Genomic DNA, 22,915 nt, shown 5'->3' on the forward strand with positions numbered 1-22,915 from the left:
CATTAATTATAATTCCCATGCATCAGAAACAAATAAATAACCTTGTCCCCACACTGTTTTGATACGATAAGGCTTATCGCTATTGTCACCTAGTTTTTTACGAATGCGTGATACCCTAACGTCAACAGTTCGATCAAGACCGTCGTACTGACGTCCTATCATATGTTGATGGACATGTTCACGACTAAGCACTTCACCCGCATTAGAGGCCAGTAACCAAAGTAGTTCAAATTCATGAGAAGTAAGCGTTATTTCATTATTATTTAATTTTACGATACGGCTTGTTTTATCTATGCTTAGATCACCAAACTGTAACTCTTCACTTGCTTTCACGATAGGTTGACCACGGCGTAACAGCGCATTTATTCTGGCGAGTAATACACGCGGTTCGGCAGGTTTTATAACGTAGTCATCAGCACCAAGCTCTAAACCAAGTACCTGATCAAAATCTTCACCTTTGGCTGTTAGCATAAGAATAGGCAGAGTATATTTATCGCGAACTTGACGGCAAACGCTAAAACCATCTTTTCCTGGTAGCATTACATCTAAAATAATTAGATCGACTGGATTAGCTTCTAAGTAGTCAAAGACTGCATCGCCACGATCTAACACTGCGACTTCTAAGCCGTTATGTTCAAGATAATCTTTTGTTAATTGCTGTAAGCCGAGATCATCTTCAACAAGTAAAATTTTTGGCATTAGTTGCTCCTAATTTAAAAAAAGCTCCACGGAGAGCGAAGTCTGCGCCTATTTTTCTTTGCGTGCGCGCTCTGTACTTCAACCTGTATTTTTGCTAATAGTACACCCGTGTGAGGATTGATTAGGGAGTATATGGTCTCTACCTGAACCCGCGCTTTATAATTGAATTGCCCCGAACGTTGCTGTTTCCAACAATAAATTTTTTCATCTTGTTTATATAAACAAACATCACTCAATGCTTCTTGCTGCCAATTAAATTGTAAATCAAGATCACAAAATGCTTGTTGCTCAGAAATCACACATACTTTGGGAGAGACGCTAAAATTAGCGGTTTGTGCTCTGCAAGAACCACTAAATAGCGATGCTATAAACACAATAAACATTAAATACTTCATATTAAAAAGTATGATCTAATCCTATAAAGGCAGTCATTGAATAAGCATGTTCAAAGAGCGGACTACCATCCATAGCCGAATAATTGTAATATGCTAAATGAAAACGAAGTGAGTTAACCTTACTCAGCGGCCAACGGGCGTCGATTTTAGCATAAGGCTGCCAACTACTGCCAACATCAATTTTACCTAATTGAGTTTCGTCGGTTTTTAGTCCATAGAAGTAGTCATTTAGTTCAGCCGATTTATAATTTATTCCCAGCGTCGGTTTTATTTTTAACTTTCCAACTTCAGCATGATATTGCCACTGCAATGCACCACGCAATCCGTTATAAACACTGGTAACATCATGAAGTGCTTGAATAGAAAATACGTTAGCATCATCTACATAGTGATATGCAATCCCCGCATCGAGGGCAATATGGCGTTTTTCTATGTCATTTATATTGATATTTTTGGGAGATGAAGTACTTTGTTGCTGCACTAACTGACTGTTTAACGCACTCGTTTGCAGAGTAAAAATATTAGTAGGATGCCAATCAATAAAAAAACGAGACTCTGCATTTAATTCACTAACAAGGTTTAAATTATGTTTTTGACTTTGTATAAAAGAATAACCAAGCCTTCCATTATCGAAAAACCAGTGCTGGCCATAAAAAGCCACCTGCGGAATCAACACAAGGGGAATGTTGTCCCCACCTCGTAATGGGTTTGTAACAACTCCAGCACCAGCGCTTAGACTAAAATGCCACTGCTCTATAGCTATATGTTGCTCTTCAAACTCTTGTGTTACATTTTTAGCTTGCTGTCCATTGGCAGCAAAGCATGCAACTAAAGTGATCAGCAAAAAAGCTGTTAATATTGAAAAGTTAAACCGCATCAGTATAAGTCAAAGTGTGTGAAAATTATTAAGTGCCCCATAGTAGCAAGGTCGTTTTAAACTAGCTCTAGCTAGTTACAATCATTCACAATTTTTATACATATTAATTAACTTATGTGCATTATTTGAACAACTAAACATCTGGCGCTATCTCTATTCGATTACGACCATGAGTTTTTGCTATGTAAAGCGCTCTATTAGCGCGTTCAACTAACACAGTGCCATTAGTAAATGGTCGTAGAATAGCCAAACCAAAACTCGCAGAAATAGCACGTTTAGTATTAGTATCACCTTTTTTACGAACAGCCAATTTTGCAATATCCAAACGAATACAATCTGCAAATGCCATCATATCGTTGATAGTGTCAAAATAAGCTGTAATACAAAATTCTTCACCGCCATAACGATAAACTTTTGCAGTCTCTTTAATTTTTTCTTTCACTTTTTTTGCTACTAACTTTAATACTTCGTCACCTTTTTGATGGCCAAAGTCATCATTAAAACGTTTAAAATGATCAATATCAAACATAATGAGAACCGCAAGTGATGTGTGTTGATTTTGCTCAGAATACTTTTTACAAAAATCCGTAATATCTAAATCAAACTTACCTCGGTTATAAAAACCAGTAAGAGGGTCTGTATCAGCAACTTCTTTTGAAACATTGAGTGCTTCTTTTAAGTCTTTTATTTCGTTATAAGCAAATGCAAGTTTAGTTTGAAACTCACGTGCATGATTTTGCATTGCAATCGATTCATCAGTTAAACGTTCAACGCACCCAAGCACTTGATTATACGAGCTAATATCTGTAATCAAATTTAACTCATTCTGGGAGTCAACCAAGGTTGTAGTAAAACTTTTTGAATGCTCAAGCGCAATGCCTAAATCTTGTTGCACTTGATCGATTGTGCTATAAAATTTTTCGGATACGTCTTGAAATAACGCTAAATCGTCTTTATTTAAATGCTTATCAAATATTGCCTTCGCTCTATCTTGAGTACAAGTTTGTTGCTGAGCAATGACATGATCAAGCTCTGCATTTAAAGAGGGTTTATTACCTTGTATATAACAATACCAAATAGCGTAATTGATTGGCGTAACCGGCATGCGGTACTTTACCATCATAGGAATCGCCTTTTTTAGGCATTGAGCAGAATGAGCAAGTGATACGGCATGATCCATAGTAAAATAAACTCTCAAGCGTCATTATTTTTATTGTTAGGTTTTTGATGTTAATTAATAGTAAACCTATAAGCAACTAATATTCATACTATTTTATGAACTAAATGAATATTTGATCCTTTAAATAGCACTTGCGTCTAAAGTTTGTGCAATACTCCATAAAGCGCTAATAGCAGGATCATTTAACTCTTTACGAAGGACAGCTAGACCAATCTCAAAACCTTCTGGAGTAGCCCTCTTTGTATCCAATACTTGTACCTTATCCTGCAGTGGACTGTTATCTAGCACTATTTTAGGGACCATTGCGACACCTAAACCCAGACTCACCATTGACACCATAGCTTCATGTCCAGCGACTTGCGCATAAATCTTTCCATGGACATTATTTTTACGCCACCACTGCTCAAGTCGTTGCCTTGAAAAACCTTGCTCCGGAACAATAAATTCAAGTTCAGACCAATCAATATTATCACCGTTGTTTATTAACTTTTCAGTGATCTGACAATGAATTCTAGGTGTAATTAAAACAAGTGGTGAATAACCTATTTTTACAAATGCTATTTGTGTAGGAAGCTTATTTGGCTTGGCTGCAATTGCCATCGACTCGTGACCATCGAGTACCCTATTAATAGCTAAAGCTGGATCACCGGTATTTAAAGTTATTTCGATATGCTGATGCTGTGCACGTAATTGCTCTAATATTTGATGTAAAAAACTATAAGAAGCTGTCACTGAGCAATAAATACTAACATTGCCATAAATATGCTGTTGTGGATCTTTCACATTCGCTTTAAAACGTTGCCAACTGGCTAACGTTGCCGTAGCGTAATCAATAAACGACTCTCCTTCACGTGTTAATTTAACACTGCGGTTATCGCGTATAAATAATGCAACACCAACCTCTTCTTCCAAGTGTTTTATATTGCGGCTCAAAGTAGGCGCACTTATATGGCAAAGTTCGCTTGCGCGGCCAAAATGAAGTGTTTTAGCCAGTGCTAAAAAGTAGTTTAAATGTTTATGATCCATATTAAATCCTGCATTTCACATTATGAAACACTTTAATTCAAATATATCATTTTACGCAAGTGACTATTTTACATATGGTGTTTGTAAGCGCAGTAAACATTGCGCATCTAACAAATATTACTTTATAGGACACTAACAATGGCGAATTATTTCAATACCTTACCTTTACGCGAGCAATTAGCGCAATTAGCGCAATGTGAATTTATGGACGCAGGCGAGTTTTCCAATGGCGTTGATGCACTTAAAGGTAAAAAACTCGTTATTGTAGGCTGTGGCGCACAAGGTTTAAACCAAGGCTTAAACTTACGTGACTCTGGTTTAGATGTTTCATACACATTACGTGAATCAGCTATTTCTGAGCGCCGTCAATCTTTCCTTAATGCATCTGAAAATGGCTTTGCGGTAGGCACTTACGAAGAATTAATTCCTACAGCCGATGTAGTACTTAACTTAACGCCAGATAAACAACATACCGCTGTAGTAAGTGCGATTATGCCACTTATGAAAAAAGACTCTACACTTGCTTACTCTCATGGCTTTAATATTGTTGAAGAAGGCATGCAAGTGCGTGAAGACATTACCGTAATCATGGTTGCGCCTAAGTGTCCTGGTTCTGAAGTCCGTGAAGAATACAAACGTGGTTTTGGTGTACCAACTCTAATTGCAGTTCACCCAGAAAATGACCCTCAAGGTCTTGGTTTAGCACAAGCTAAAGCGTATGCAGCGGGTACTGGCGGACATCGCGCAGGTGTACTTAAATCATCATTTATCGCCGAAGTTAAATCTGATCTAATGGGCGAGCAAACCATTTTATGTGGCATGTTACAAACTGGCTCTATTTTATGTTTTGATAAAATGATAGAAAAAGGCATTGATGCTGGTTACGCATCAAAACTAATTCAATACGGTTGGGAAGTAATTACCGAAGCACTTAAGTACGGCGGCGTTACTAACATGCTTGACCGACTTTCAAACCCTGCAAAAGTAAAAGCGTTTGAACTAAGTGAAGAGCTAAAACTAATTATGCGCCCGCTTTATAATAAGCACCAAGATGACATCATCGACGGTACTTTCTCACGCACCATGATGGAAGACTGGAATAACGATGACGTAAACTTACTTAAATGGCGCGCAGAAACAGCTGAAACTAACTTTGAAAAAACTCCAGCTGGCGATGTAGAGATTTCTGAACAAGAATTTTTTGATAACGGTATTTTAATGGTAGCAATGGTTAAAGCAGGTGTTGAACTTGCATTTGAAACCATGACTGCCGCGGGTATTATTGAAGAGTCGGCTTACTACGAGTCATTACACGAAACGCCATTAATCGCCAATACTATTGCGCGTAAAAAGCTTTTTGAAATGAACCGTACTATCTCTGATACTGCAGAATACGGCTGTTATTTATATAACCATGCATGTTTACCATTACTTGCTGATTTTATGAAAAACGTTGATACAGACATTATTGGTAAAGGCCTTGGCGAGCACAGTAACCAAGTTGATAACCAAACATTAATTCAAATCAATGCGGCACTGCGTGAACACCCTGTTGAAAAAGTAGGTGCTAAACTACGTGGCTACATGTCTGCAATGAAGAAAATTGTTTAATTCTAGACAATAAAAGTTTCGCTTGTTAGAAACCAAGCCCATATGCTTTTAGCACGTGGGCTTTTTTATGCATATTCACAACACTGCTTACTTTCATTTGTTCAGCTTAAGCTAATAATTAGCCCATAATAAATAATGTGCTAACATGGCTTTCTAATTAAGTTGTAAAATAAATTATTATGATGTTACAAAACCTTTCTATTACTCAAAAAATAACAGCCCTTGGTAGTAGTATTGCTATCTTTGTTGCCGCACTAATAGGCCTAACCTCGTTGTACAGTTCAGAAGATATTATTGAACAACGTATGATTGAGTCTGAACTACCAAGTAAGTTGCAAACTATCAGTAACCATATTGGTGGTGAAATAAACGCACTCATTGGTGCTGCTGAACAATTATCGTCAAATGAATTCATTTTACAATGGTCGCAAACTAATACTAAAAATGATGCTGTCTTACTTAAAGAATTAAACCGTTTAGTCACGCAGTACAATTTAGCAACCGCGTCTTGGGCAAATAGAGACACAGCTCAATATTGGAACCAAAATGGCTTTTTGCGCGTATTAAAAAATGATACTGCTGATGGCTGGTTTTTTGCATTTAAACAATCGAAAAAACCATACTCAATAAGTATTTACCAAGAGTCTGCAAACGATGTAAAAATGTTTATAAATCATCAACAGCCTAATGGAACAGGCTTAGCTGGCCTTGCTAAAAGTATTACTGAGATGCAAAAGCTATTGCAGCAATTTAAAATTGAACAAACTGGTTTTGTATTTATTGCAGATAAAAGTGGTTTAATTCAGCTTCATAAAGATTCAAGTAAAGTAGCAAAAGTTAATATTGATGAATTATTTACAGCTGACATACATAACCAGCTATTAAGCAGTTATGGCTTTGTATTAAAAGAAATAAACTTAAATGGTGAGCCAACCCTCGTGGCGGCAACACCAATCAAAAACACCGATTTATATGTTGTAGCCCAAGTGCCAAAAAGTGAAGTATTCGCAAGCGTAAATACCCTGCAATGGCAAATTTTTACTTTTACATTAATCATTGCATTAGTTGCTAGCCTAATTAGTTACTTACTTGCTCGTTCGCTCTCATCACCTTTATCTAAAATGGCAGAACTATTTTCACGCTTGGGTTCTGGTGATGCTAATCTTGCTTATAGATTACCTGAATCAAGCCAACCAGAGCTTAATAACTTAAGTGCTGGTTTTAATCAGTTTATCGAAAAAATAGAAATTGCTATTCAGCAAGTCGCGAATGAAAGCCATGACATAAGAAAAAGTTCAGATCATGTTTTTGAACAAGCTAAACGCAATTCACTCGCAATCGATAGTCAAAAAGAACAAACGATCTCGGTTGCTGCTGCAATAAACCAAATGGGTGCAACAGTACAGGAAATAGCACAAAGTGCGGCAAACACAGCAAAACTGACTGATAGCAGCCGTGAAAAAACTATACAAAGCCATCAGCAAGTTGTTCAAAGTCAGACAACTATTTCTGCTCTTGCGAGTGATATAGATGGCATTACAGAGCAAGTTACCCTGTTGTCCAAAAAAACAATTGATATTGCTAACATTATTGATGCAATCAGAAGCATTTCTGAACAAACTAATTTATTGGCATTGAACGCAGCTATTGAATCGGCTCGAGCTGGAGAGCATGGTCGCGGGTTTGCTGTTGTTGCCGACGAAGTGCGCGCACTAGCAAACCGTACTTCTCAGTCAACAAATGAAATTCAGTCAATGATAGAAGAGCTAACACAGATTTCTGATGATGTAGTTAACGATATTAGCCAATCAAAAGATAAAGCGCAGCAAAGCGTAGGGGCAATGCAAAACTCAGTAGAGTTACTCAATACGATAACCGAAACTGCAAACCAAATAAACGATATGGCCACACTTATAGCCACAGCAACAGAGCAGCAAAGCAATGTAGTTGCCGATGTAGGACGTAACATTGAGCAAATAAGTGAAATTAGTGATAAAGCAATGAGTGAGCAAATTAATACAGAGCAAGCCATTCGTGATTTAGCAAATAGCGCTCAAACTCTTGATGAGCTTGTCGATACATTTGAAAAGCATCGTTAAGTGGTTTGGCACTGCTATTACGAACAAGCTAGTATTAACTGCAGTTAATGCTAGCTTGTTCGTAGAGGTGAAGTTTTAATTACGATGAATAAAATTAATTAAAGTTTATATTTACAGCGATTTAGTCTTATTAATATCCACTTTTTTAAAATTGAGAACATATGCCTCTTTTCTAACTTTTGTCAGTTTTTTAATCTGATGCTCCAACTTACTCGCATCACTTTTACTGCCCACTTTTTGTTGGTGGATAAGCAGTAAAGGGCCTTTCCCTCTGAGGTTTTTGGCCCCTTTACCCACTTGATGTGTAGCAAAGCGTTTTTCTACATTTGTTGTAATACCCGTGTACCAATGCCCAAAGCGAGTCTGCACGATGTACAAATACCAAGTAGAATCCCTTTTTACATTACAAGATTCAATATGATGTAAACTTTTTTCATTATTAATGGTCAAAATATTACCTTAACGCCCTTAACAAAAAACAATTGCTAAAAGGGTTTTACCTTCAGTGACTAATCGGTATCATGCAGATTATAAAAAATAAGGATCACAACTAACAATGCAGTCGTTAAAAACTTTTTCCCTTTGGCTTATCGTTGCACTAACACTCAGTACAACAGCGGGTTGTTCTAGCTGGGTATACAGAATCAACATCCCTCAAGGTAATTTTTTAGAGCAATCTGATGTTGAAAAGCTTCGTGTTAATATGACTCGAGAGCAAGTTATTTACGTTTTAGGCCGTCCAATTGCCGAGGATGCTTTTGATAACAATACATGGCGTTACGTTTATAGCTTCAATAAAGGCCGTAAAAACGAGCAACACAAATCTTTAGTTATTAAATTTGAAAACGAAAAACTAGTCTCTATTTCGGGCGATTATGACCAGCCAGAAAATTTTAACACACCGCTAGAGCAATAAAAAAGCGAGTTGTGCGTTAATAAAAAAGGTGAGCCGTGCTCACCTTTTTTATTTCTACGTTAATGTTCTAATGGACGCCCACCCGTTACTTTGTTTGCTCGCCCTTCTTCCTTTGCTTTTTCAGCGCGTTTTCTACGGGCATCTTTAGGATCTGCAATTAATGGGCGATAAATTTCAACTCTATCACCATTTTTAAGTTCTTGATTTAATTTTACCGTTCGATTCCAAACGCCTAGAGTTAATGAAGTAGCCTCTATTTCTGGACATTTTTCTATAATGCCAGATTGGATAACAGCTTGCTCTGCTGTCGTCCCTTCTGGTACTTCAAGTGATAAACACGTCGCTATGGTTGGTAATGCAAATACCACCTCAACATTAATCATACTCGCGCTCCATAAACCTGCTTGGCACGTTGAGTAAATGCACTCACCATGTTTTTGGCAACATCGTTAAATATTTTACCAAAAGCAAGTTCGATTAATTTGCTTGAAAACTCAAACTCTAGCTCTAAATAAACTTTACATGCTTTAGCATCAAGTGCTTGAAAGTGCCAACGACCCTGCAGCATTTTAAATGGCCCATCCACTAGGCGCAGTAACACGGTTTGTTCATCAACAAAGGTGTTTTCGGTGGTAAACCACTTTTTTATACCCGCCTTAGATATTTCTAAACTCGCGGTCATGTTATTATCATGCTGTGAAACAATTTTTGAGTCTGAGCAATTTGGTAAAAACTGTGAATAAGCTTCTACATCATTAACTAGATCAAACATCTCTTTAGTGCTGTACATAACCAGCGCACTTTTTTCTATTTGTGGCATACTCACTCCCAACTGTGTGGGCGAATTTTAGCAAGCTTTGTGCGTTTCCCCAAATTTTCATACAGCTTAAATAAAAGCTTAATTTTTAAAAGCATTATTAAAAAATCGATGTAAAACATCTCACATTACGTATATTATAGGGCACTATGGCTAAGAAAAATTCATCAAAATCGACAAGTAATACCATCGCGCTAAACAAAAAAGCGCGACATGAGTATTTTTTACACGATAAGTTTGAAGCGGGTGTCGAACTCCAAGGCTGGGAAGTTAAAAGTATCCGAGCTGGAAAAGTAAACATCACCGAAACTTATATTCACCTTAAAAATGGCGAAGCATTTTTACTTGGCGCGCAAATCCAGCCACTTAATAGTGCATCAACCCACGTAATTTGCGATCCGTTACGTTATCGTAAATTACTATTAAGCAGACGTGAACTTGACCGTCTACTCGGAGCAACAGAGCGAGATGGTTATTCATTAATTGCTACTGCTATGTACTGGAAGAAATGTTGGGTAAAACTTGAATTTCATCTAGCAAAAGGTAAAAAGCTACATGACAAACGAGACGACGGGAAAAACAAAGATTGGTCTCGCGAAAAAGAACGCTTAATGAAGCACAAAGTATAATAAAAATGCCTAACCTTGTTAGGCATTTTATTTGATATGGATAACCACCCCGTAGTAAACAGATCTCAAGAAGCTATTTAATAATGTTAACTCTGTTGAGCTTAATAGCAATAAAGTTGCGAGCGTCACGTAAATTCGCTTTGATAAATCTAGGCAAAAATTTTTATATTTAGTTGTTCTAAATAAAGAATTTTAACAACGTCATAGAGTTATTTAATTCGTTAAATTGTTCAAATATTTATGCCGGTTAGTATTGTCACGGCGCAAAGTTTATAACCTCGTAGACTCAAAAAGCCGAGCAACATAAGCTCTACCTTAGCTAAAAACCAAACGTTTGGTTAAAATTCAACCTAAAAAGATAAGCAGCCCTAATTTCCCAAGAAATAAATTATTACAAATTAGTTTTATCTTCATTACTTACTTTTTCAGCCTAATTTAACAAGACAAGAAATATCAAATACAGCGCCTATTCACGCCCAGTTTGGCCTCAAGCAAAAATATATAAAAATTAATATATAAAAACTCTTTAAAATTCATAATCAAACCCTAAAAAACACGATTGACAACCTTTAAGTTACATGTTATTAATCAATTCGCTTGTTAAGCAAATAATTTTACAATAAATAAACAAGGGTTTAAGGATGAAACAATCAACAGTATTTACACCTAGCATTATTGTGAGTGCAACACTCGCATTATCGGCAGGTTTTACAACAACAACTTACGCAGCAGAAGAAGCTAAAAAAGTAGAGCGAATTCAAGTTACTGGTTCTCGTATTAAGCGAACTGATATTGAAGGGCCTTCTCCGGTGCAATCAATCGGTAGAGCTGAAATCGAAAACATGGGTTACGATAACTTACAACAGCTTCTAGAAAGAATGCCTGTGGCAGGTAGCGGTACTTTTTCAACCCGTGGAAATAATCAAGACTCAACCGCTAACGGCTCAGCTGCAGTAAGCTTACGAGGCTTAGGTGCTGATGCAACACTGGTACTAATCAATGGTCGTCGTGTATCAATTAGTGCTTTTGCGGAAGGTATCACCAACTCATTTGTAGATATTAACAGTATTCCCGTTTCTGCTATTGAGCGCATCGATATACTAAAAGATGGCGCTTCAGCTATTTATGGCTCAGATGCAGTAGCCGGTGTAGTTAACGTTATTTTAAAGAAAGATATTGACGGCGTTGAGATTAATTTAGGCTATGGCGGTACAGATGGTCCAAATTATGAAGAGACAACAGCCAGCCTTGTTTGGGGTACTACAAGCGAAAAAAGTAGTGCATCCGTTATTATCGATTACTTTAAAAATACATCCCTTTCTTCTGATGAAATGGGCCGCCTAGGCACTGCAAACCAATCGCCTTATGGTGGTGAGGATTTCCGTTCATCTCGTGGTTTTCCTGGCTACTTTTATGTAGATGGTGTTAAAACTATCGATCCTGATTGTCCTGCTGAAAATGCAACTTCAAGTGGTAGCTGTTTATTTGATTACGGCCCATATGGCTATATTTCCCCAGCCTCTGAACGTATAGGCGCTATTTCACAATTTGAATACCGCTTTGATAACGGTATTACAGGCTTTTTAGAAATGGCTGTTCAGCATAATAGCTCTGTCGCTGCAGGAGCACCAACACCACTTGATGAAGATGCTGGCCTGACAGTGCCTGCTAGTCACCCTAACAATCCATTTGGTGAAGACATTCAAATTGGTCGTTACCGTACAGTTGATGCAGGTGCTCGCCAATGGGATATTGAGTCAGATACCTTACGCTTTGTTGCTGGGTTAAAAGGCGAAATAAACGATTGGAGCTGGGAAACAGCAGTACAAAAAGGTCGCAGTAAATCACTGCAAACTGGCGATCGCACACAAGGCTGGGTACGCACCGATTTTTTACAGCAAGAAATTGATGCCGGTAACTATAATCCATTTGGTGGCACATATAACGACCCTACTGTAGTTGACAGAATAACAACCAGCTTAGTACGTCGCGGTGAATCTCATATGACGTCTTTTGATGCCAATATAACTGGTGAAGCATTTAGTTTTGGTGGCGAAGCAGTAATGATGGCCGCGGGTATTGAATACCGTGAAGAAGATGTAAATGATATTCCTGATGATCAATTTCAACGCGGTTTGATATTTGGTACTGAATCAGTATCCGCTTCAGCAGATCGTGATCAATACGCTGCATACGTTGAATTCTCAATCCCGCTTGCTGAAAACCTTGAATTGCAATTAGCTGGTCGTTACGACGATTACAGCGACTTTGGTACTACAACGAATCCAAAAGTAGCTCTGCGCTGGGCACCGACTGATGAAGTAACCGTTCGAGGTTCATGGGCGCAAGGCTTTAGAGCGCCTTCATTAGCGCAAATAGGCTTAGGTCCGTCACAAAAGAGCCAATTTTTTGTTGATACGCAGCGCTGTGAACAAACTGGGTTAGATTGCCAAGCGCTGGATTACAATATTGAGTTCTCTGGTAACCCTGATTTACAAGCAGAAGAGTCAGAATCATGGAACGTGGGCGTTATATGGGCACCAACAGCCGAGTTTGGCTTAAGTGTTGATGTATGGAGTATTACCCAAGATAACAAAATAGATGAAGAAGAGTTTGGCCCTATTTACGCTGCAGAATGTGGCAATCAAAGTAGTACCGTGTGTGTTCGTTTGGCCCCAACGGGTGGTGCAAGCTTGGGCACAATACAAAAAATACACAGCACCTTTAAAAACTTATCATCGCAGGAAGTGTCTGGTGTTGATGTTTCAGCAAACTATAATCACTCTCTTGATGACTTAGGTTTACTTAAATTTAATCTAGAGTGGGCATATCAAGATAAATTTGAAAAAGATGGCCGTGATTACACGGGTGAATATGGTTACCCAGAGCACCGCTTTATTTTCTCAACTAACTGGGAAATTGGCGACTTTAACACTAGCGTAAATATCAGTTATGTGGGTGAATTTGAAGATACACCTGATATCGACTTTGATGGTAATTTAGATTTTGATAGTAATACATCGCGTATGATAGATTCACAAACGCTTGTGGATTTACAAACATCGTACCGTATTACTGAATCAACTAAAATATCTTTAGGTGTTAATAACTTATTTGATGAAGAGCCACCATTTGCTATTGGTGATGGCGATGGCGATTTATATGGTTATGCGTCAGGTGTGCACAACCCTCGTGGCCGTTACCTGTATACTAAAGTAAGCTTCTCCTTCTAAGTAAAGACACAAAAAAAACCGCCAATTGGCGGTTTTTTATTTAAAACTAAGGGCTAAATTATAGCTCGCCTTCGTTTTCAGATAAGAACTTTGCAACGCCTTCAGGGCTTGCGTCCATACCTTTTTTACCTTCAGTCCAACCAGCAGGACATACTTCACCGTGTTCAGTATGGAACGCTAGTGCGTCAACCATACGAAGCATTTCATCGATGTTACGACCTAGTGGTAAATCGTTCACTACTTGGTGACGTACATTGCCTTCTTCGTCGATTAAGAATGACCCACGAAACGCAACACCCGCTTCAGGATGCTCAACGTCGTATGCTTTACAAATTTCGTGTTTAACATCTGCAACTAGTGCGTATTGAACTTTACCAATACCGCCATCTGCTACAGCAGTGTTACGCCATGCGTTATGTGAGAATTGTGAATCGATAGAAACACCAATAACTTCTACGCCACGCTTTTGGAACTCTTCAAAACGCTTATCAAATGCAATAAGTTCTGAAGGACACACAAACGTGAAATCTAGTGGGTAAAAGAAGATAACTGCTTTTTTACCTTTGATTGTTTCATGAAGGTTATAGCTATCTACAATTTCACCGTTACCAAGAACAGCTGCAGCGGTAAAGTCTGGTGCCTGGCGGCCTACTAATACACCCATTTTATTCTCCAAATATTTTGAGTTTGTTTTCAATTGCTTTCGCAATGCTGGTACTTATATGGGCGCTAAAAATTAAAAACCAATAGCGCATACATATAATTAATTGGCATTCTAAATTTTTTAGTTTAAAAAGAACAATCGTATTTAGCGATGTGAGCAATCGAAAATAACGAACACTTACAACTTGCACTAATCTGCTTGAATAATAGATCTATTTTGAGGTGTAAATTGCGTTGTAATTAGATAGTATTTTTAGCGTTACTGAAGAAGGGTTAATACATTAAACTGTTTAAAAAAACATATAATGTGGTATGAATTTTTACAGATAAAAAAAACCTGCAAATGCAGGTTTTTCGTTTAGATTTAATCCATTATATCCGAAGGCATATCACCTCGAATATTCTGCCAAATTTCACCCGTTTGATGACCATACTTACGCATCATAGAAATAGCGCCATCATGCTCTTTATTTTCAGCCAGTATAGTTAAATCTTTATAAAACTGACGGGCAAGCTCTCGTGTTCCTGCATCTGAAAAGTAATGACAACCAATCTTTGAATAAAACCCTCTAAAACCGTTAAGAATTAATACATAAATACGGTTATTACCAGCAACTGCTAATTCGTGATGAACTTTATAATCGTAATCAGCAAATGCCTGTGCAGTATCTTCTAATTCATGGCTTTGTGATAAAATTTCAATAACGCGCTCTGGATTCAACTTAATAGCGGCACACGTATAAATAGCACTAATATTCGTTCTTGCCGATAAAAGCTGATCTGTCAGCTCAGGCATTTTATCTTCATCAAGGCGTGCTAACGTTTCAAGAATATTTAAACCAGACGTTTCCCAAAAATTATTAACTCGTGTCGGTTTACCGTGCTGAATAGTCAACCAACCATCGCGAGCTAAACGCTGTAGTACTTCTCGTAAAGTTGTTCTTGTGACACCAATTAACTCTGAGAGCTCTCGCTCGGCAGGTAGAATTGAACCTGGAGGGAAATCGCCATTCCAAATAGACTCAACTATATATTCTTCAGCAAATCCTGCTGGGCTTTTCGCTTTAAAAATTCTCATTCAATTCCCACTCGAAGTAATCTACAACTTATCGTCTTACACGAATAACTGACTGATTGTACCAGAGGAAGCACAACTAACAAGTAAAGTAAGGTATATTAGTTCAACCAAATGAGTAGATATTTAATATTTATAAATAATTAAATTTTGATTTTTCTATTTTAGCTACAGTGTATATAAATATAGGCCATATTCACATTAGGTACATTGTTATCACTCGCATATTTTTGTTTACACAAAGCTTTAGCTGAATTAACTTAACGGGCACTAGCTATACATATAAGTACAATAAAAAGGAACACCTATGCAGCAGAGTGTTTTAACTGCAACATTTAAGAATTTTTTAGGTAATGCGCCACAATGGTATAAATATACGATCATTACGTTTCTAATTATTAACCCTATCCTTTTTCAACTAAATCAATACGTGGCAGGCTGGGCGTTGGTATTAGAATTTATATTCACCTTGGCAATGGCACTTAAATGCTATCCACTGCAGCCTGGTGGCTTACTTGTCATTGAAGCCTTATTTATAGGAATGACGACTGCAGGACAAGTTGAACATGAAATAGCACAAAACTTAGATGTAATTTTGCTGTTGATTTTTATGGTCGCCGGCATTTACTTCATGAAAGATTTATTACTCTACATTTTTACGAAACTAGTCGTGTCAGTCAGAAGTAAATCTATTTTATCTTTAGCGTTTACTCTTGCAGCTGCTTTTTTATCTGCATTTTTAGATGCATTAACAGTTATGGCAGTAGTCATTGCCGTTGCAATGGGATTTTACAGTATTTATCACAAAGTCGCGTCAGGAAAAGACTCCAACAGCGAACATGATATAAATGATGATAATCAAGTAAAAGAAGTTAATCGCCAAGAACTCGAAGAGTTTCGTGCTTTTTTACGTAACCTATTAATGCATGCATCTATTGGCACTGCACTCGGTGGTGTTTGTACTATGGTTGGTGAGCCTCAAAATTTAATTATTGCTGAACGAGCGAGTTGGCAGTTTGGTGAGTTTTTCTTAAGAATGCTGCCTATCACCTTGCCTGTATTTTTTGCTGGTTTATTAACTACTTTTGTTTTGGAAAAAACAAAAGCCTTTGGGTATGGCGCTAAATTACCTAAAAAAATTCACACTATTTTAAAAAATCACGCTGAAGGGCTTGATAGTAAAAGAACTAAACGCGATAAAGTTAACTTAACTATCCAAGCGTTCATTGCGGTATGGCTTATTGTCGGTTTAGCAATGCATTTAGCCGCTGTTGGGTTAATAGGTTTATCAGTGATTATATTGGCAACTGCCTCTGCCGGTATTATTGAAGAACATCAACTAGGAAAAGCATTTGAGGAAGCTCTGCCATTTACAGCGCTTTTATGTGTGTTTTTTGCCGTTGTTGCCGTTATTATAGACCAACACCTATTCACACCTGTTATTGCTTGGGTACTTACATTTGAAGGGCAATTACAATTAGTCATGTTCTTTATCGCCAATGGGTTACTCTCCATGGTAAGCGATAATGTATTTGTTGGTACTGTGTATATAAACGAAGTTGCAGCGGCACTGAAAGCTGGGGAAATTACCCGTGATCAATTCGACCTTTTAGCTGTTGCTATTAATACAGGTACCAATTTACCAAGTGTTGCGACTCCAAACGGTCAAGCTGCATTTTTATTTTTGCTTACATCAACACTTGCCCCAGTACTGCGTTTGTCCTATGGGAGAATGGTTTACATGGCATTACCATATACAATCGTGTTAACTACTATAGGGCTTACCTTTACTTACATAGGTTTAAGCGATATGACCGAACTAATGTATCAATGGGGCTGGATAGATCATCATGTAGCGACCATAGGGGCTACATCAAGTAGTCACTAATCTCATCTTAAAAAAAGCTACTTCGATAGCTTTTTTTTCCTTTTTGTTGCTGCGTACTTTATCCTACGCCATAATATATCGTCTTATTTAAGCGTGGAATTTTTATGAACTGGCTTGCACAATTACCGACTCAACGTACCCCGTGGATTTTATTCACCGTTATTGTTTTTTTACTTGAAGTAACCGCCCTTTTCTTTCAATACAAAATGGGGTTAGCACCTTGCATAATGTGTATTTATCAACGTACCGCAGTACTAGGGTTACTTAGCGCTGGTATTATTGGCTCAATTAAACCGCAAAACAAAGTAGTCAGAATAGCGGCTTACTTAACTTGGGGCGTATCAAGTGTTTGGGGATACCTGATTGCTCAAGAACATATAGATATGCAAACCACCACAGACCCTTTTGCTTTTAGCTGTGAATTTGAACCTAATTTCCCATCATTTTTACCATTGCATGAGTGGATCCCTAGCTTTTTTCAGGCAACTGGTGATTGTGGAAATATAGACTGGCAATTTTTGGGTTTGAGTATGCCCGCTTGGATGGAAATCATATTTGGACTATTTGCTAGTGTATTTTTTATAGTGATTAGTAGTCGTTTGCTTTTTAAAAGATCGGTTTAATTAGTATGTTTACTTTTTTTTCGAGTCAAATTATAGAATTAAAACATTTAAAAGTACGCGAAAGGCAAGCCGTTATAGCCCTATCGCTAGGTCTGATTTCACCTACTGAACGCGTGTTATTACGTATAATAAAGCTTATATTATTAAGCCCACTGTTTTTAATATTTACCCTATTTGAAGGCTGGGTAGTTATTCCATTTTTAATGCTTGGTGTACTTTGTTATCCATTATTAACTACGCCTATCGAAATTAATTTTGCCAAAAAAAATCTTAGTAAAGCATTAAAAGAATATGTTCAGGGCGCTTAGAAGCGCCCTAACCCACTTATAATGTTATTTTATCTTTTAGCTTAGTTATTAACTTTTTTCCTACACCTTTCACTTTCGCTAAATCGTTTACTTCAGTAAACTCTCCATTTGCTTCCCTATAATCAACTATTGCTTGTGCTTTTTTCTTCCCTATTCCTGGTAGCTTAGCGAGCATACTCGCATCAGCATCATTAATACTTACAACATCATATTTAGGCATTTCTTTGACCACATCAACTACCTGTGAAAACGCTGCAGTAGTCGGGAGCAAACATAATATACTTATGAATAAGAGTTTTTGTAAAAGACGCATTTATTTTCCTTATTGTACTTTCGAATTATTAAATTTTGCTCAGGAAATAGTAAAATAAAAATAGCTCATTATATAAAATCACCTAAACACATGATCACTATTATCCGAAATCCTAAAATGCAGCTGGTACAACAAGTGATTTATTAAATAAAGTAAAGTTACAGTTTTTTGTCAAATCTTAAATAAACTAAAAATTAATATCAGATACTTGCAAATTACACCACAAACCATTACTGTACATAAAAACAGTAATCTAATGGTTTTCATAAACCACATTGCCACGCAAGCTTGCAGGAGAAATCATGGCTGTTGTTGTTAAATATGTTGTAGAACGAAACGGAGTCGAGCGCATGACGTTTACTACTAAAAAAGAAGCTGATGCTTATGACAAAATGCTCGATATTGCTGAGTCGCTTGAGCTAATGTTAGAAAAGGTAGATGTGCCATTAAGCGAGCAACAAATAGAGTCACTTGCTTTAGAAATAGCAAAGAGTAAAGAAGACTTTATGACTATATTAAAAGGTGGCAAAGACCCAGTTGTCACCAAAGCCCCAACAAAAACTAAAAAGTCAGATAACGTTGCATCAACTGAAGACAACAACGATAAAAAAGCAAGTTAACTAGCCGTTTGCTCCCTATTGGATGAGTTAAGCTAAATAAAAAAGGGAGCAACTAAGTTGCTCCCTTTTTTATTGCTTACCACTTATTTTAAAATAGGTGGTAATTGCTATTTAAAGCTCTTTCTCTACTTCATCAAATAAAGCAGTGATGTTTTGCTCTGGCTCTTTTGTTACTAAGCTGATAACAACAATTGCGATACAAGATAAAATAAAGCCAGGTACAATTTCGTACATAAAGCTACTTAAGCTTTCGCCATTAATAGTAAATGGGCCATAAATCCAAATTAGCACAGTAAATGCACCCACTAACATACCCGATAATGCACCGGCAAAGTTCATGCGTTTCCAATAAAGGCTAAATAAAACCAATGGTCCAAACGCGGCGCCAAAGCCTGCCCAAGCATTACTTACTAAATCTAAAATAGAGCTATCTCTGTCGTAAGCTAAGTAAATGGCAAACATAGCAACTATAGCAACACTGATACGGCCAACAGCCACTAGCTCTTTATCACTCGCCTCTTTACGCAAAAATGTTTTGTAAAAATCTTCTGTTAGTGAACTTGAACTCACTAATAACTGAGATGAGATTGTGCTCATAATTGCAGCTAATATAGCGGCAAGTAAAAAGCCTGCTATTAGTGGATGAAATAAAAGCTCTGAAAGCACTAAGAAAATAGTTTCTGGGTCTTTGACCGTAATATTATTTTCATATGTGTAAGCGGCGCCAAAAATACCAGTAGCAACTGCACCAACAGCAGCAACAATCATCCAAGTCATACCTATACGACGCGCTGTGGGCATCTCCTTCACACTACGAACAGACATAAAGCGCACAATAATATGAGGCTGTCCAAAGTATCCCAACCCCCAAGCCATTGCTGAAATAATCCCTAAAGTAGACCCTGCACCTATCCAATTAAGCATTTCGGGGTTTACACTATGTAAAGTGGACTCTAAAGGCTGTTCTAAAAGTGAGTAGGTTACACAAGGCACTAAAATTAGTGCGATGAACATAATACAACCTTGAACAAAGTCAGTTAAGCTGACGGCTAAAAAACCACCAAACAAAGTATATAAAACAACAACACCTGTAGTGATATACAAACCCATCTCATAACTTAGCCCAAATGAGCTTTCAAATAATTTACCGCCGGCAACAACACCAGAAGAGGTATAAAGCGTAAAGAAAACAATAATAACTACTGCAGATACAACGCGTAGTAAGTTAGATTTGTCGTTAAAACGATTTGAAAAATAATCTGGAATAGTAATCGAGTCATTTGCTTTTTCTGTATAAACTCTGAGTCTTGGAGCTACTAAAAAATAGTTTAACCAAGCACCTGCGATCAAACCAATCGCTATCCATGTACTGCTAAATCCACTTACAAACATTGCACCGGGCAAGCCCATTAAAATCCAACCACTCATGTCAGATGCGCCAGCAGATAATGCAGCGACACTGGGGGAAAGGTTTCGCCCACCTAACATGTAACCAGAGACATCGCTTGTAGATTGTTTATATGCATATAGTCCGATACCTAGCATTACAACAAAATATAACGCCAGTGAAATAATCATTCCTGTTTCCAAATTAGCCTCCGCACATTTAATAATACCAAGCTTTTAATCCGAATATTGACTCTTAAAATTTTATAATAAAGACAGCATTGAGGTAAAAGCATTCCAGCCGACTATATCATGCCTAATATGGAAATCTCCAACTTGTTACCTTTTCCTAGTTTAAAAATATTCATGCTGCACACTTTTAGAACAACACTATGTAAACTCACAAAATAAAACAGATAAACCCTCTTATTTTTAATGATAATTTATTAATCATGCAAATATACGTAATGCTATTTTGAATGTTTTCCAATATATTATTACAATACCTGCTGACTTTACTCATACGGAATTGTTTATGTACTTTTATGCCGCACGCCAACCGATTTTAAATCGTGAAAAAGAACTCATTGGTTATGAGCTTTTATTTCGCGATGGCGTCGATAATGTGTTTCCCGATATAGATGGTGACGAAGCGACAACACGTTTAATAGAAGGCAGTCAATTCAACTTTGGTTTAGAAGATTTAACTGATAATAAGCCCGCTTATATAAACTTTACGTTGGATACGTTATCAAAAGGTTATCCAACACTACTGGGTAAAGATACAATTGTGGTTGAAATACTCGAAACAGTTCAACCCGGGAAGCGCTTATTAGCAATTGTTAAAGACCTAAAAGATAAAGGGTATACTATTGCACTTGACGATTACATTCATCAGCCTGTGTGGCGTCACTTTTATCCATTTATAGACATCATTAAAATTGATTTCTTAACATGTGATACAAGTACAATAAAAAACGTTATTGACGATATAAAACAACATTCTCATATTAAATTACTTGCCGAAAAAGTTGAAACGTATGAAATGTATAGCTTGGCATTAGAACTCGGTTTTGATTATTTTCAGGGATTCTTCTTTTCAAAACCCGAGATGGTGCAAAGTAAAGCATTGCCACCATCAGAGATGGCATTAGCTGAATTACTGTATGAAACCTCAAGTATTGAAATAGATCTTAAAAAAATCACTAATGTATTTGAGCGTGATGTAAATCTATCTTATAAGCTTCTTAGGTATTCAAACTCTGCTGCCTTTGCAAGGCGTGCTGAAATCAGTACAATTAAGCAGGCACTTATTGTGCTTGGCGCTAGCGAAATTAAAAAGCTCTTATCATTACTTTTTGCTGCGCAAGTATCTGCAGATAAACCCGTTGAATTAATCAAATTATCCTTAACCCGAGCACGTTTTGGTGAATTACTCGCTATTTCTCATGGCCAATTTAAAGATACTGGCATGGCTTTTTTAACCGGTATGATGTCTCTAATGGATGCTATTTTAGATGAGAGTATGGAAAGCGTAATGCAGAAATTACCTTTATCTAACGAAATAAAAGCAGCATTACTCGATAACGAAGGTTTATTGGCACAATACCTCAACCTAGTTAAGTATTATGAGCAAGCAAACTGGTCAGCGGCTAACGACATAACTACAGAACTAAACCTTGGTGAAAAAGTACCTGATGCCTACCATGAAGCGCTAGCTTGGGTCGATGAGCAAATGCATTTAATGATTCACGAATAATAACAACACCAGCAAACAAAAACGCCAGCATTTAGCTGGCGTTTTTGTTTGCTGGTGTTGGGTTATAAGCTTTCTAAAAAGTCTTCATCAAAATCAGCGGGCTCTTCTTTGATTGGCGGGTTACCATCGTATAGTTCATAAATTTGACGCTGGAAATAAATATCTTTCACAAACAAGTATGGATCAAGTGAATCATTTAATAGCCCCTCTTGAGGGATTAATGAGGCGCGCGCTTCCACTGCCTTTAAAACAAACACTAGAATAGTTTGTGGAGTCGTTAATGCTACCTCAGGTAGTACAAAGTTATCGACGACATCACCCGTTAAGTTACGCACTGTTTTTGGCCCCATAGCAGGCAGCATTAAATAAGCGCCATCGCCCACCCCCCACACACCCAAGGTCTGTCCAAAGTCTTCATCTACAACTTCAAGGCCTAATGAGCTGGCAACATCAAACAAACCAAATATGCCAACAGTAGAATTAACTAAAAAACGCGCAAGGCTAACACTTGCATTACCCGGCTTACCTTGCAGGCCGGCATTTATCATATCTACAGGAGCCGTTATATTGTCGGTAAAATGGACAACGCTCTGGCGTACAGGTACAGGTGTAACTGTCATGTAACCAACTGCTGCGGGGCGCAACAAGTATGCATCGAGTACATCCATATTAAAGTCATATAATGGACGATTAATACTTTGCAGAGGATCTCTCTCATCTACTTTACTTTGTGGTACTTGAGCACAACCGGCCAGTACCAATAAACATAAAAAAGTAAAACTATGCTTTAACATCTAA

General features: G+C 37.5%; 23 protein-coding genes. 10 read left to right on the forward strand and 13 right to left on the reverse strand.

From position 1 onward, the window contains the following. Nucleotides 1–6 precede the first annotated feature (6 nt). The 5 genes from NRL14_RS04320 to ilvY form a co-directional block, all read right to left on the reverse strand. Nucleotides 7–699, reverse strand: a complete 693-nt coding sequence (locus NRL14_RS04320) for a response regulator (RefSeq protein ID WP_007378650.1) — start codon at nucleotides 697–699, stop codon at nucleotides 7–9. A gap of 14 nt (nucleotides 700–713) precedes the next feature. Further along, the gene (locus NRL14_RS04325; protein WP_149614280.1) at nucleotides 714–1,082 is read right to left on the reverse strand and encodes a DUF3019 domain-containing protein; all 369 of its coding nucleotides are present in this window, start codon (nucleotides 1,080–1,082) and stop codon (nucleotides 714–716) included. 13 nt (nucleotides 1,083–1,095) lie between these two features. Beyond that, on the reverse strand, nucleotides 1,096–1,971 hold the full coding sequence (locus tag NRL14_RS04330; protein WP_149606245.1) for a MipA/OmpV family protein: 876 nt from the start codon (nucleotides 1,969–1,971) through the stop codon (nucleotides 1,096–1,098). A gap of 133 nt (nucleotides 1,972–2,104) precedes the next feature. After that, complete coding sequence (locus NRL14_RS04335) at nucleotides 2,105–3,151, reverse strand: GGDEF domain-containing protein (RefSeq protein WP_306724094.1); 1,047 nt, start codon at nucleotides 3,149–3,151, stop codon at nucleotides 2,105–2,107. Between the two features lie 120 nt (nucleotides 3,152–3,271). Then, entirely contained in the window at nucleotides 3,272–4,177 is a 906-nt protein-coding gene (ilvY, locus tag NRL14_RS04340) for an HTH-type transcriptional activator IlvY (protein WP_306724095.1), read from the reverse strand. Between the two features lie 138 nt (nucleotides 4,178–4,315). Here ilvY and ilvC point away from each other — a divergent pair, with 138 nt between their 5' ends. After that, nucleotides 4,316–5,788 carry a ketol-acid reductoisomerase gene (ilvC, locus tag NRL14_RS04345; protein WP_306724096.1) on the forward strand — a complete coding sequence of 491 codons (1,473 nt, stop codon included), beginning with the start codon at nucleotides 4,316–4,318 and terminating at the stop codon, nucleotides 5,786–5,788. Between the two features lie 179 nt (nucleotides 5,789–5,967). Then, nucleotides 5,968–7,887 (forward strand): methyl-accepting chemotaxis protein, encoded by a 1,920-nt coding sequence (locus tag NRL14_RS04350; RefSeq protein ID WP_033023841.1) that lies wholly within the window; start codon nucleotides 5,968–5,970, stop codon nucleotides 7,885–7,887. Between the two features lie 111 nt (nucleotides 7,888–7,998). On the opposite strand, the gene NRL14_RS04355 is transcribed toward NRL14_RS04350, so the two are convergent. Then, nucleotides 7,999–8,337, reverse strand: coding sequence for a GIY-YIG nuclease family protein (locus NRL14_RS04355; protein ID WP_188085523.1), 339 nt, complete (start codon nucleotides 8,335–8,337; stop codon nucleotides 7,999–8,001). Nucleotides 8,338–8,443: 106 nt separating this feature from the next. Here NRL14_RS04355 and NRL14_RS04360 point away from each other — a divergent pair, with 106 nt between their 5' ends. Further along, a complete protein-coding gene (locus NRL14_RS04360) occupies nucleotides 8,444–8,803 on the forward strand; it encodes an outer membrane protein assembly factor BamE (RefSeq protein ID WP_149606242.1) in 360 nt (119 codons plus the stop codon). Between the two features lie 59 nt (nucleotides 8,804–8,862). Here NRL14_RS04360 and NRL14_RS04365 read toward each other — a convergent pair whose 3' ends face one another. Together NRL14_RS04365 and NRL14_RS04370 are read right to left on the reverse strand one after the other, a co-directional pair. Further along, nucleotides 8,863–9,186 carry an RnfH family protein gene (locus tag NRL14_RS04365; RefSeq protein WP_306724097.1) on the reverse strand — a complete coding sequence of 108 codons (324 nt, stop codon included), beginning with the start codon at nucleotides 9,184–9,186 and terminating at the stop codon, nucleotides 8,863–8,865. Then, on the reverse strand, nucleotides 9,183–9,623 hold the full coding sequence (locus NRL14_RS04370) for a type II toxin-antitoxin system RatA family toxin (RefSeq protein WP_007378640.1): 441 nt from the start codon (nucleotides 9,621–9,623) through the stop codon (nucleotides 9,183–9,185). The genes NRL14_RS04365 and NRL14_RS04370 overlap by 4 nt, the downstream gene beginning before the upstream one ends. A gap of 146 nt (nucleotides 9,624–9,769) precedes the next feature. Between NRL14_RS04370 and smpB the strand changes: the two genes are divergently transcribed. Together smpB and NRL14_RS04380 are read left to right on the forward strand one after the other, a co-directional pair. Continuing rightward, nucleotides 9,770–10,249, forward strand: a complete 480-nt coding sequence (smpB, locus tag NRL14_RS04375) for an SsrA-binding protein SmpB (RefSeq protein WP_004335699.1) — start codon at nucleotides 9,770–9,772, stop codon at nucleotides 10,247–10,249. Between the two features lie 641 nt (nucleotides 10,250–10,890). Further along, nucleotides 10,891–13,482, forward strand: a complete 2,592-nt coding sequence (locus NRL14_RS04380; RefSeq protein ID WP_306724098.1) for a TonB-dependent receptor — start codon at nucleotides 10,891–10,893, stop codon at nucleotides 13,480–13,482. Nucleotides 13,483–13,540: 58 nt separating this feature from the next. On the opposite strand, the gene NRL14_RS04385 is transcribed toward NRL14_RS04380, so the two are convergent. Both NRL14_RS04385 and fadR read right to left on the reverse strand, forming a co-directional pair. Then, the gene (locus NRL14_RS04385; protein WP_007378637.1) at nucleotides 13,541–14,146 is read right to left on the reverse strand and encodes a peroxiredoxin; all 606 of its coding nucleotides are present in this window, start codon (nucleotides 14,144–14,146) and stop codon (nucleotides 13,541–13,543) included. 363 nt (nucleotides 14,147–14,509) lie between these two features. Then, entirely contained in the window at nucleotides 14,510–15,223 is a 714-nt protein-coding gene (fadR, locus tag NRL14_RS04390; RefSeq protein ID WP_306724099.1) for a fatty acid metabolism transcriptional regulator FadR, read from the reverse strand. Nucleotides 15,224–15,527: 304 nt separating this feature from the next. On the opposite strand from fadR, the gene nhaB reads away from it, so the two are divergent. The 3 genes from nhaB to NRL14_RS04405 all read left to right on the forward strand — a co-directional run bounded on the left by nhaB (nucleotide 15,528) and on the right by NRL14_RS04405 (nucleotide 18,039). Next, nucleotides 15,528–17,108, forward strand: a complete 1,581-nt coding sequence (nhaB, locus tag NRL14_RS04395; RefSeq protein WP_306724100.1) for a sodium/proton antiporter NhaB — start codon at nucleotides 15,528–15,530, stop codon at nucleotides 17,106–17,108. 104 nt (nucleotides 17,109–17,212) lie between these two features. Beyond that, nucleotides 17,213–17,731: a disulfide bond formation protein DsbB gene (dsbB, locus tag NRL14_RS04400; RefSeq protein WP_033031451.1), complete on the forward strand. Its 519-nt coding sequence runs from the start codon at nucleotides 17,213–17,215 to the stop codon at nucleotides 17,729–17,731. A gap of 5 nt (nucleotides 17,732–17,736) precedes the next feature. Further along, nucleotides 17,737–18,039, forward strand: coding sequence for a DUF6170 family protein (locus tag NRL14_RS04405; RefSeq protein WP_306724101.1), 303 nt, complete (start codon nucleotides 17,737–17,739; stop codon nucleotides 18,037–18,039). A 16-nt stretch (nucleotides 18,040–18,055) separates the two neighbouring features. Here the strand turns inward: NRL14_RS04405 and NRL14_RS04410 are convergent, their stop codons facing one another. Then, nucleotides 18,056–18,352, reverse strand: a complete 297-nt coding sequence (locus NRL14_RS04410) for a ComEA family DNA-binding protein (protein ID WP_007378631.1) — start codon at nucleotides 18,350–18,352, stop codon at nucleotides 18,056–18,058. 302 nt (nucleotides 18,353–18,654) lie between these two features. On the opposite strand from NRL14_RS04410, the gene NRL14_RS04415 reads away from it, so the two are divergent. Next, nucleotides 18,655–18,972: a YebG family protein gene (locus tag NRL14_RS04415; protein ID WP_033031453.1), complete on the forward strand. Its 318-nt coding sequence runs from the start codon at nucleotides 18,655–18,657 to the stop codon at nucleotides 18,970–18,972. 111 nt (nucleotides 18,973–19,083) lie between these two features. On the opposite strand, the gene putP is transcribed toward NRL14_RS04415, so the two are convergent. After that, nucleotides 19,084–20,562, reverse strand: coding sequence for a sodium/proline symporter PutP (putP, locus tag NRL14_RS04420; RefSeq protein WP_033031455.1), 1,479 nt, complete (start codon nucleotides 20,560–20,562; stop codon nucleotides 19,084–19,086). A 331-nt stretch (nucleotides 20,563–20,893) separates the two neighbouring features. Between putP and NRL14_RS04425 the strand changes: the two genes are divergently transcribed. Next, nucleotides 20,894–22,117 carry an EAL and HDOD domain-containing protein gene (locus NRL14_RS04425; RefSeq protein WP_008133803.1) on the forward strand — a complete coding sequence of 408 codons (1,224 nt, stop codon included), beginning with the start codon at nucleotides 20,894–20,896 and terminating at the stop codon, nucleotides 22,115–22,117. 62 nt (nucleotides 22,118–22,179) lie between these two features. On the opposite strand, the gene NRL14_RS04430 is transcribed toward NRL14_RS04425, so the two are convergent. Further along, nucleotides 22,180–22,911 carry a VacJ family lipoprotein gene (locus NRL14_RS04430; protein ID WP_007377921.1) on the reverse strand — a complete coding sequence of 244 codons (732 nt, stop codon included), beginning with the start codon at nucleotides 22,909–22,911 and terminating at the stop codon, nucleotides 22,180–22,182. Nucleotides 22,912–22,915: the final 4 nt, after the last annotated feature.

Origin of the sequence: Pseudoalteromonas sp. 20-92, assembly GCF_030847595.1 — a bacterium.
Lineage (GTDB): Bacteria > Pseudomonadota > Gammaproteobacteria > Enterobacterales > Alteromonadaceae > Pseudoalteromonas > Pseudoalteromonas fuliginea.

Bases quoted from the DNA above. Each gene is read 5' to 3' on its own strand.
- NRL14_RS04320 (WP_007378650.1), bottom strand. From the start codon at position 699: ATGCCAAAAATTTTACTTGTTGAAGATGATCTCGGCTTACAGCAATTA.
- NRL14_RS04325 (WP_149614280.1), bottom strand. From the start codon at position 1,082: ATGTTTATTGTGTTTATAGCATCGCTATTTAGTGGTTCTTGCAGAGCA.
- NRL14_RS04330 (WP_149606245.1), bottom strand. From the start codon at position 1,971: ATGCGGTTTAACTTTTCAATATTAACAGCTTTTTTGCTGATCACTTTA.
- NRL14_RS04335 (WP_306724094.1), bottom strand. From the start codon at position 3,151: ATGGATCATGCCGTATCACTTGCTCATTCTGCTCAATGCCTAAAAAAG.
- ilvY (WP_306724095.1), bottom strand. From the start codon at position 4,177: ATGGATCATAAACATTTAAACTACTTTTTAGCACTGGCTAAAACACTT.
- ilvC (WP_306724096.1), top strand. From the start codon at position 4,316: ATGGCGAATTATTTCAATACCTTACCTTTACGCGAGCAATTAGCGCAA.
- NRL14_RS04350 (WP_033023841.1), top strand. From the start codon at position 5,968: ATGATGTTACAAAACCTTTCTATTACTCAAAAAATAACAGCCCTTGGT.
- NRL14_RS04360 (WP_149606242.1), top strand. From the start codon at position 8,444: ATGCAGTCGTTAAAAACTTTTTCCCTTTGGCTTATCGTTGCACTAACA.
- NRL14_RS04365 (WP_306724097.1), bottom strand. From the start codon at position 9,186: ATGATTAATGTTGAGGTGGTATTTGCATTACCAACCATAGCGACGTGT.
- NRL14_RS04370 (WP_007378640.1), bottom strand. From the start codon at position 9,623: ATGCCACAAATAGAAAAAAGTGCGCTGGTTATGTACAGCACTAAAGAG.
- smpB (WP_004335699.1), top strand. From the start codon at position 9,770: ATGGCTAAGAAAAATTCATCAAAATCGACAAGTAATACCATCGCGCTA.
- NRL14_RS04380 (WP_306724098.1), top strand. From the start codon at position 10,891: ATGAAACAATCAACAGTATTTACACCTAGCATTATTGTGAGTGCAACA.
- NRL14_RS04385 (WP_007378637.1), bottom strand. From the start codon at position 14,146: ATGGGTGTATTAGTAGGCCGCCAGGCACCAGACTTTACCGCTGCAGCT.
- fadR (WP_306724099.1), bottom strand. From the start codon at position 15,223: ATGAGAATTTTTAAAGCGAAAAGCCCAGCAGGATTTGCTGAAGAATAT.
- nhaB (WP_306724100.1), top strand. From the start codon at position 15,528: ATGCAGCAGAGTGTTTTAACTGCAACATTTAAGAATTTTTTAGGTAAT.
- dsbB (WP_033031451.1), top strand. From the start codon at position 17,213: ATGAACTGGCTTGCACAATTACCGACTCAACGTACCCCGTGGATTTTA.
- NRL14_RS04405 (WP_306724101.1), top strand. From the start codon at position 17,737: ATGTTTACTTTTTTTTCGAGTCAAATTATAGAATTAAAACATTTAAAA.
- NRL14_RS04410 (WP_007378631.1), bottom strand. From the start codon at position 18,352: ATGCGTCTTTTACAAAAACTCTTATTCATAAGTATATTATGTTTGCTC.
- NRL14_RS04415 (WP_033031453.1), top strand. From the start codon at position 18,655: ATGGCTGTTGTTGTTAAATATGTTGTAGAACGAAACGGAGTCGAGCGC.
- NRL14_RS04425 (WP_008133803.1), top strand. From the start codon at position 20,894: ATGTACTTTTATGCCGCACGCCAACCGATTTTAAATCGTGAAAAAGAA.
- NRL14_RS04430 (WP_007377921.1), bottom strand. From the start codon at position 22,911: ATGTTAAAGCATAGTTTTACTTTTTTATGTTTATTGGTACTGGCCGGT.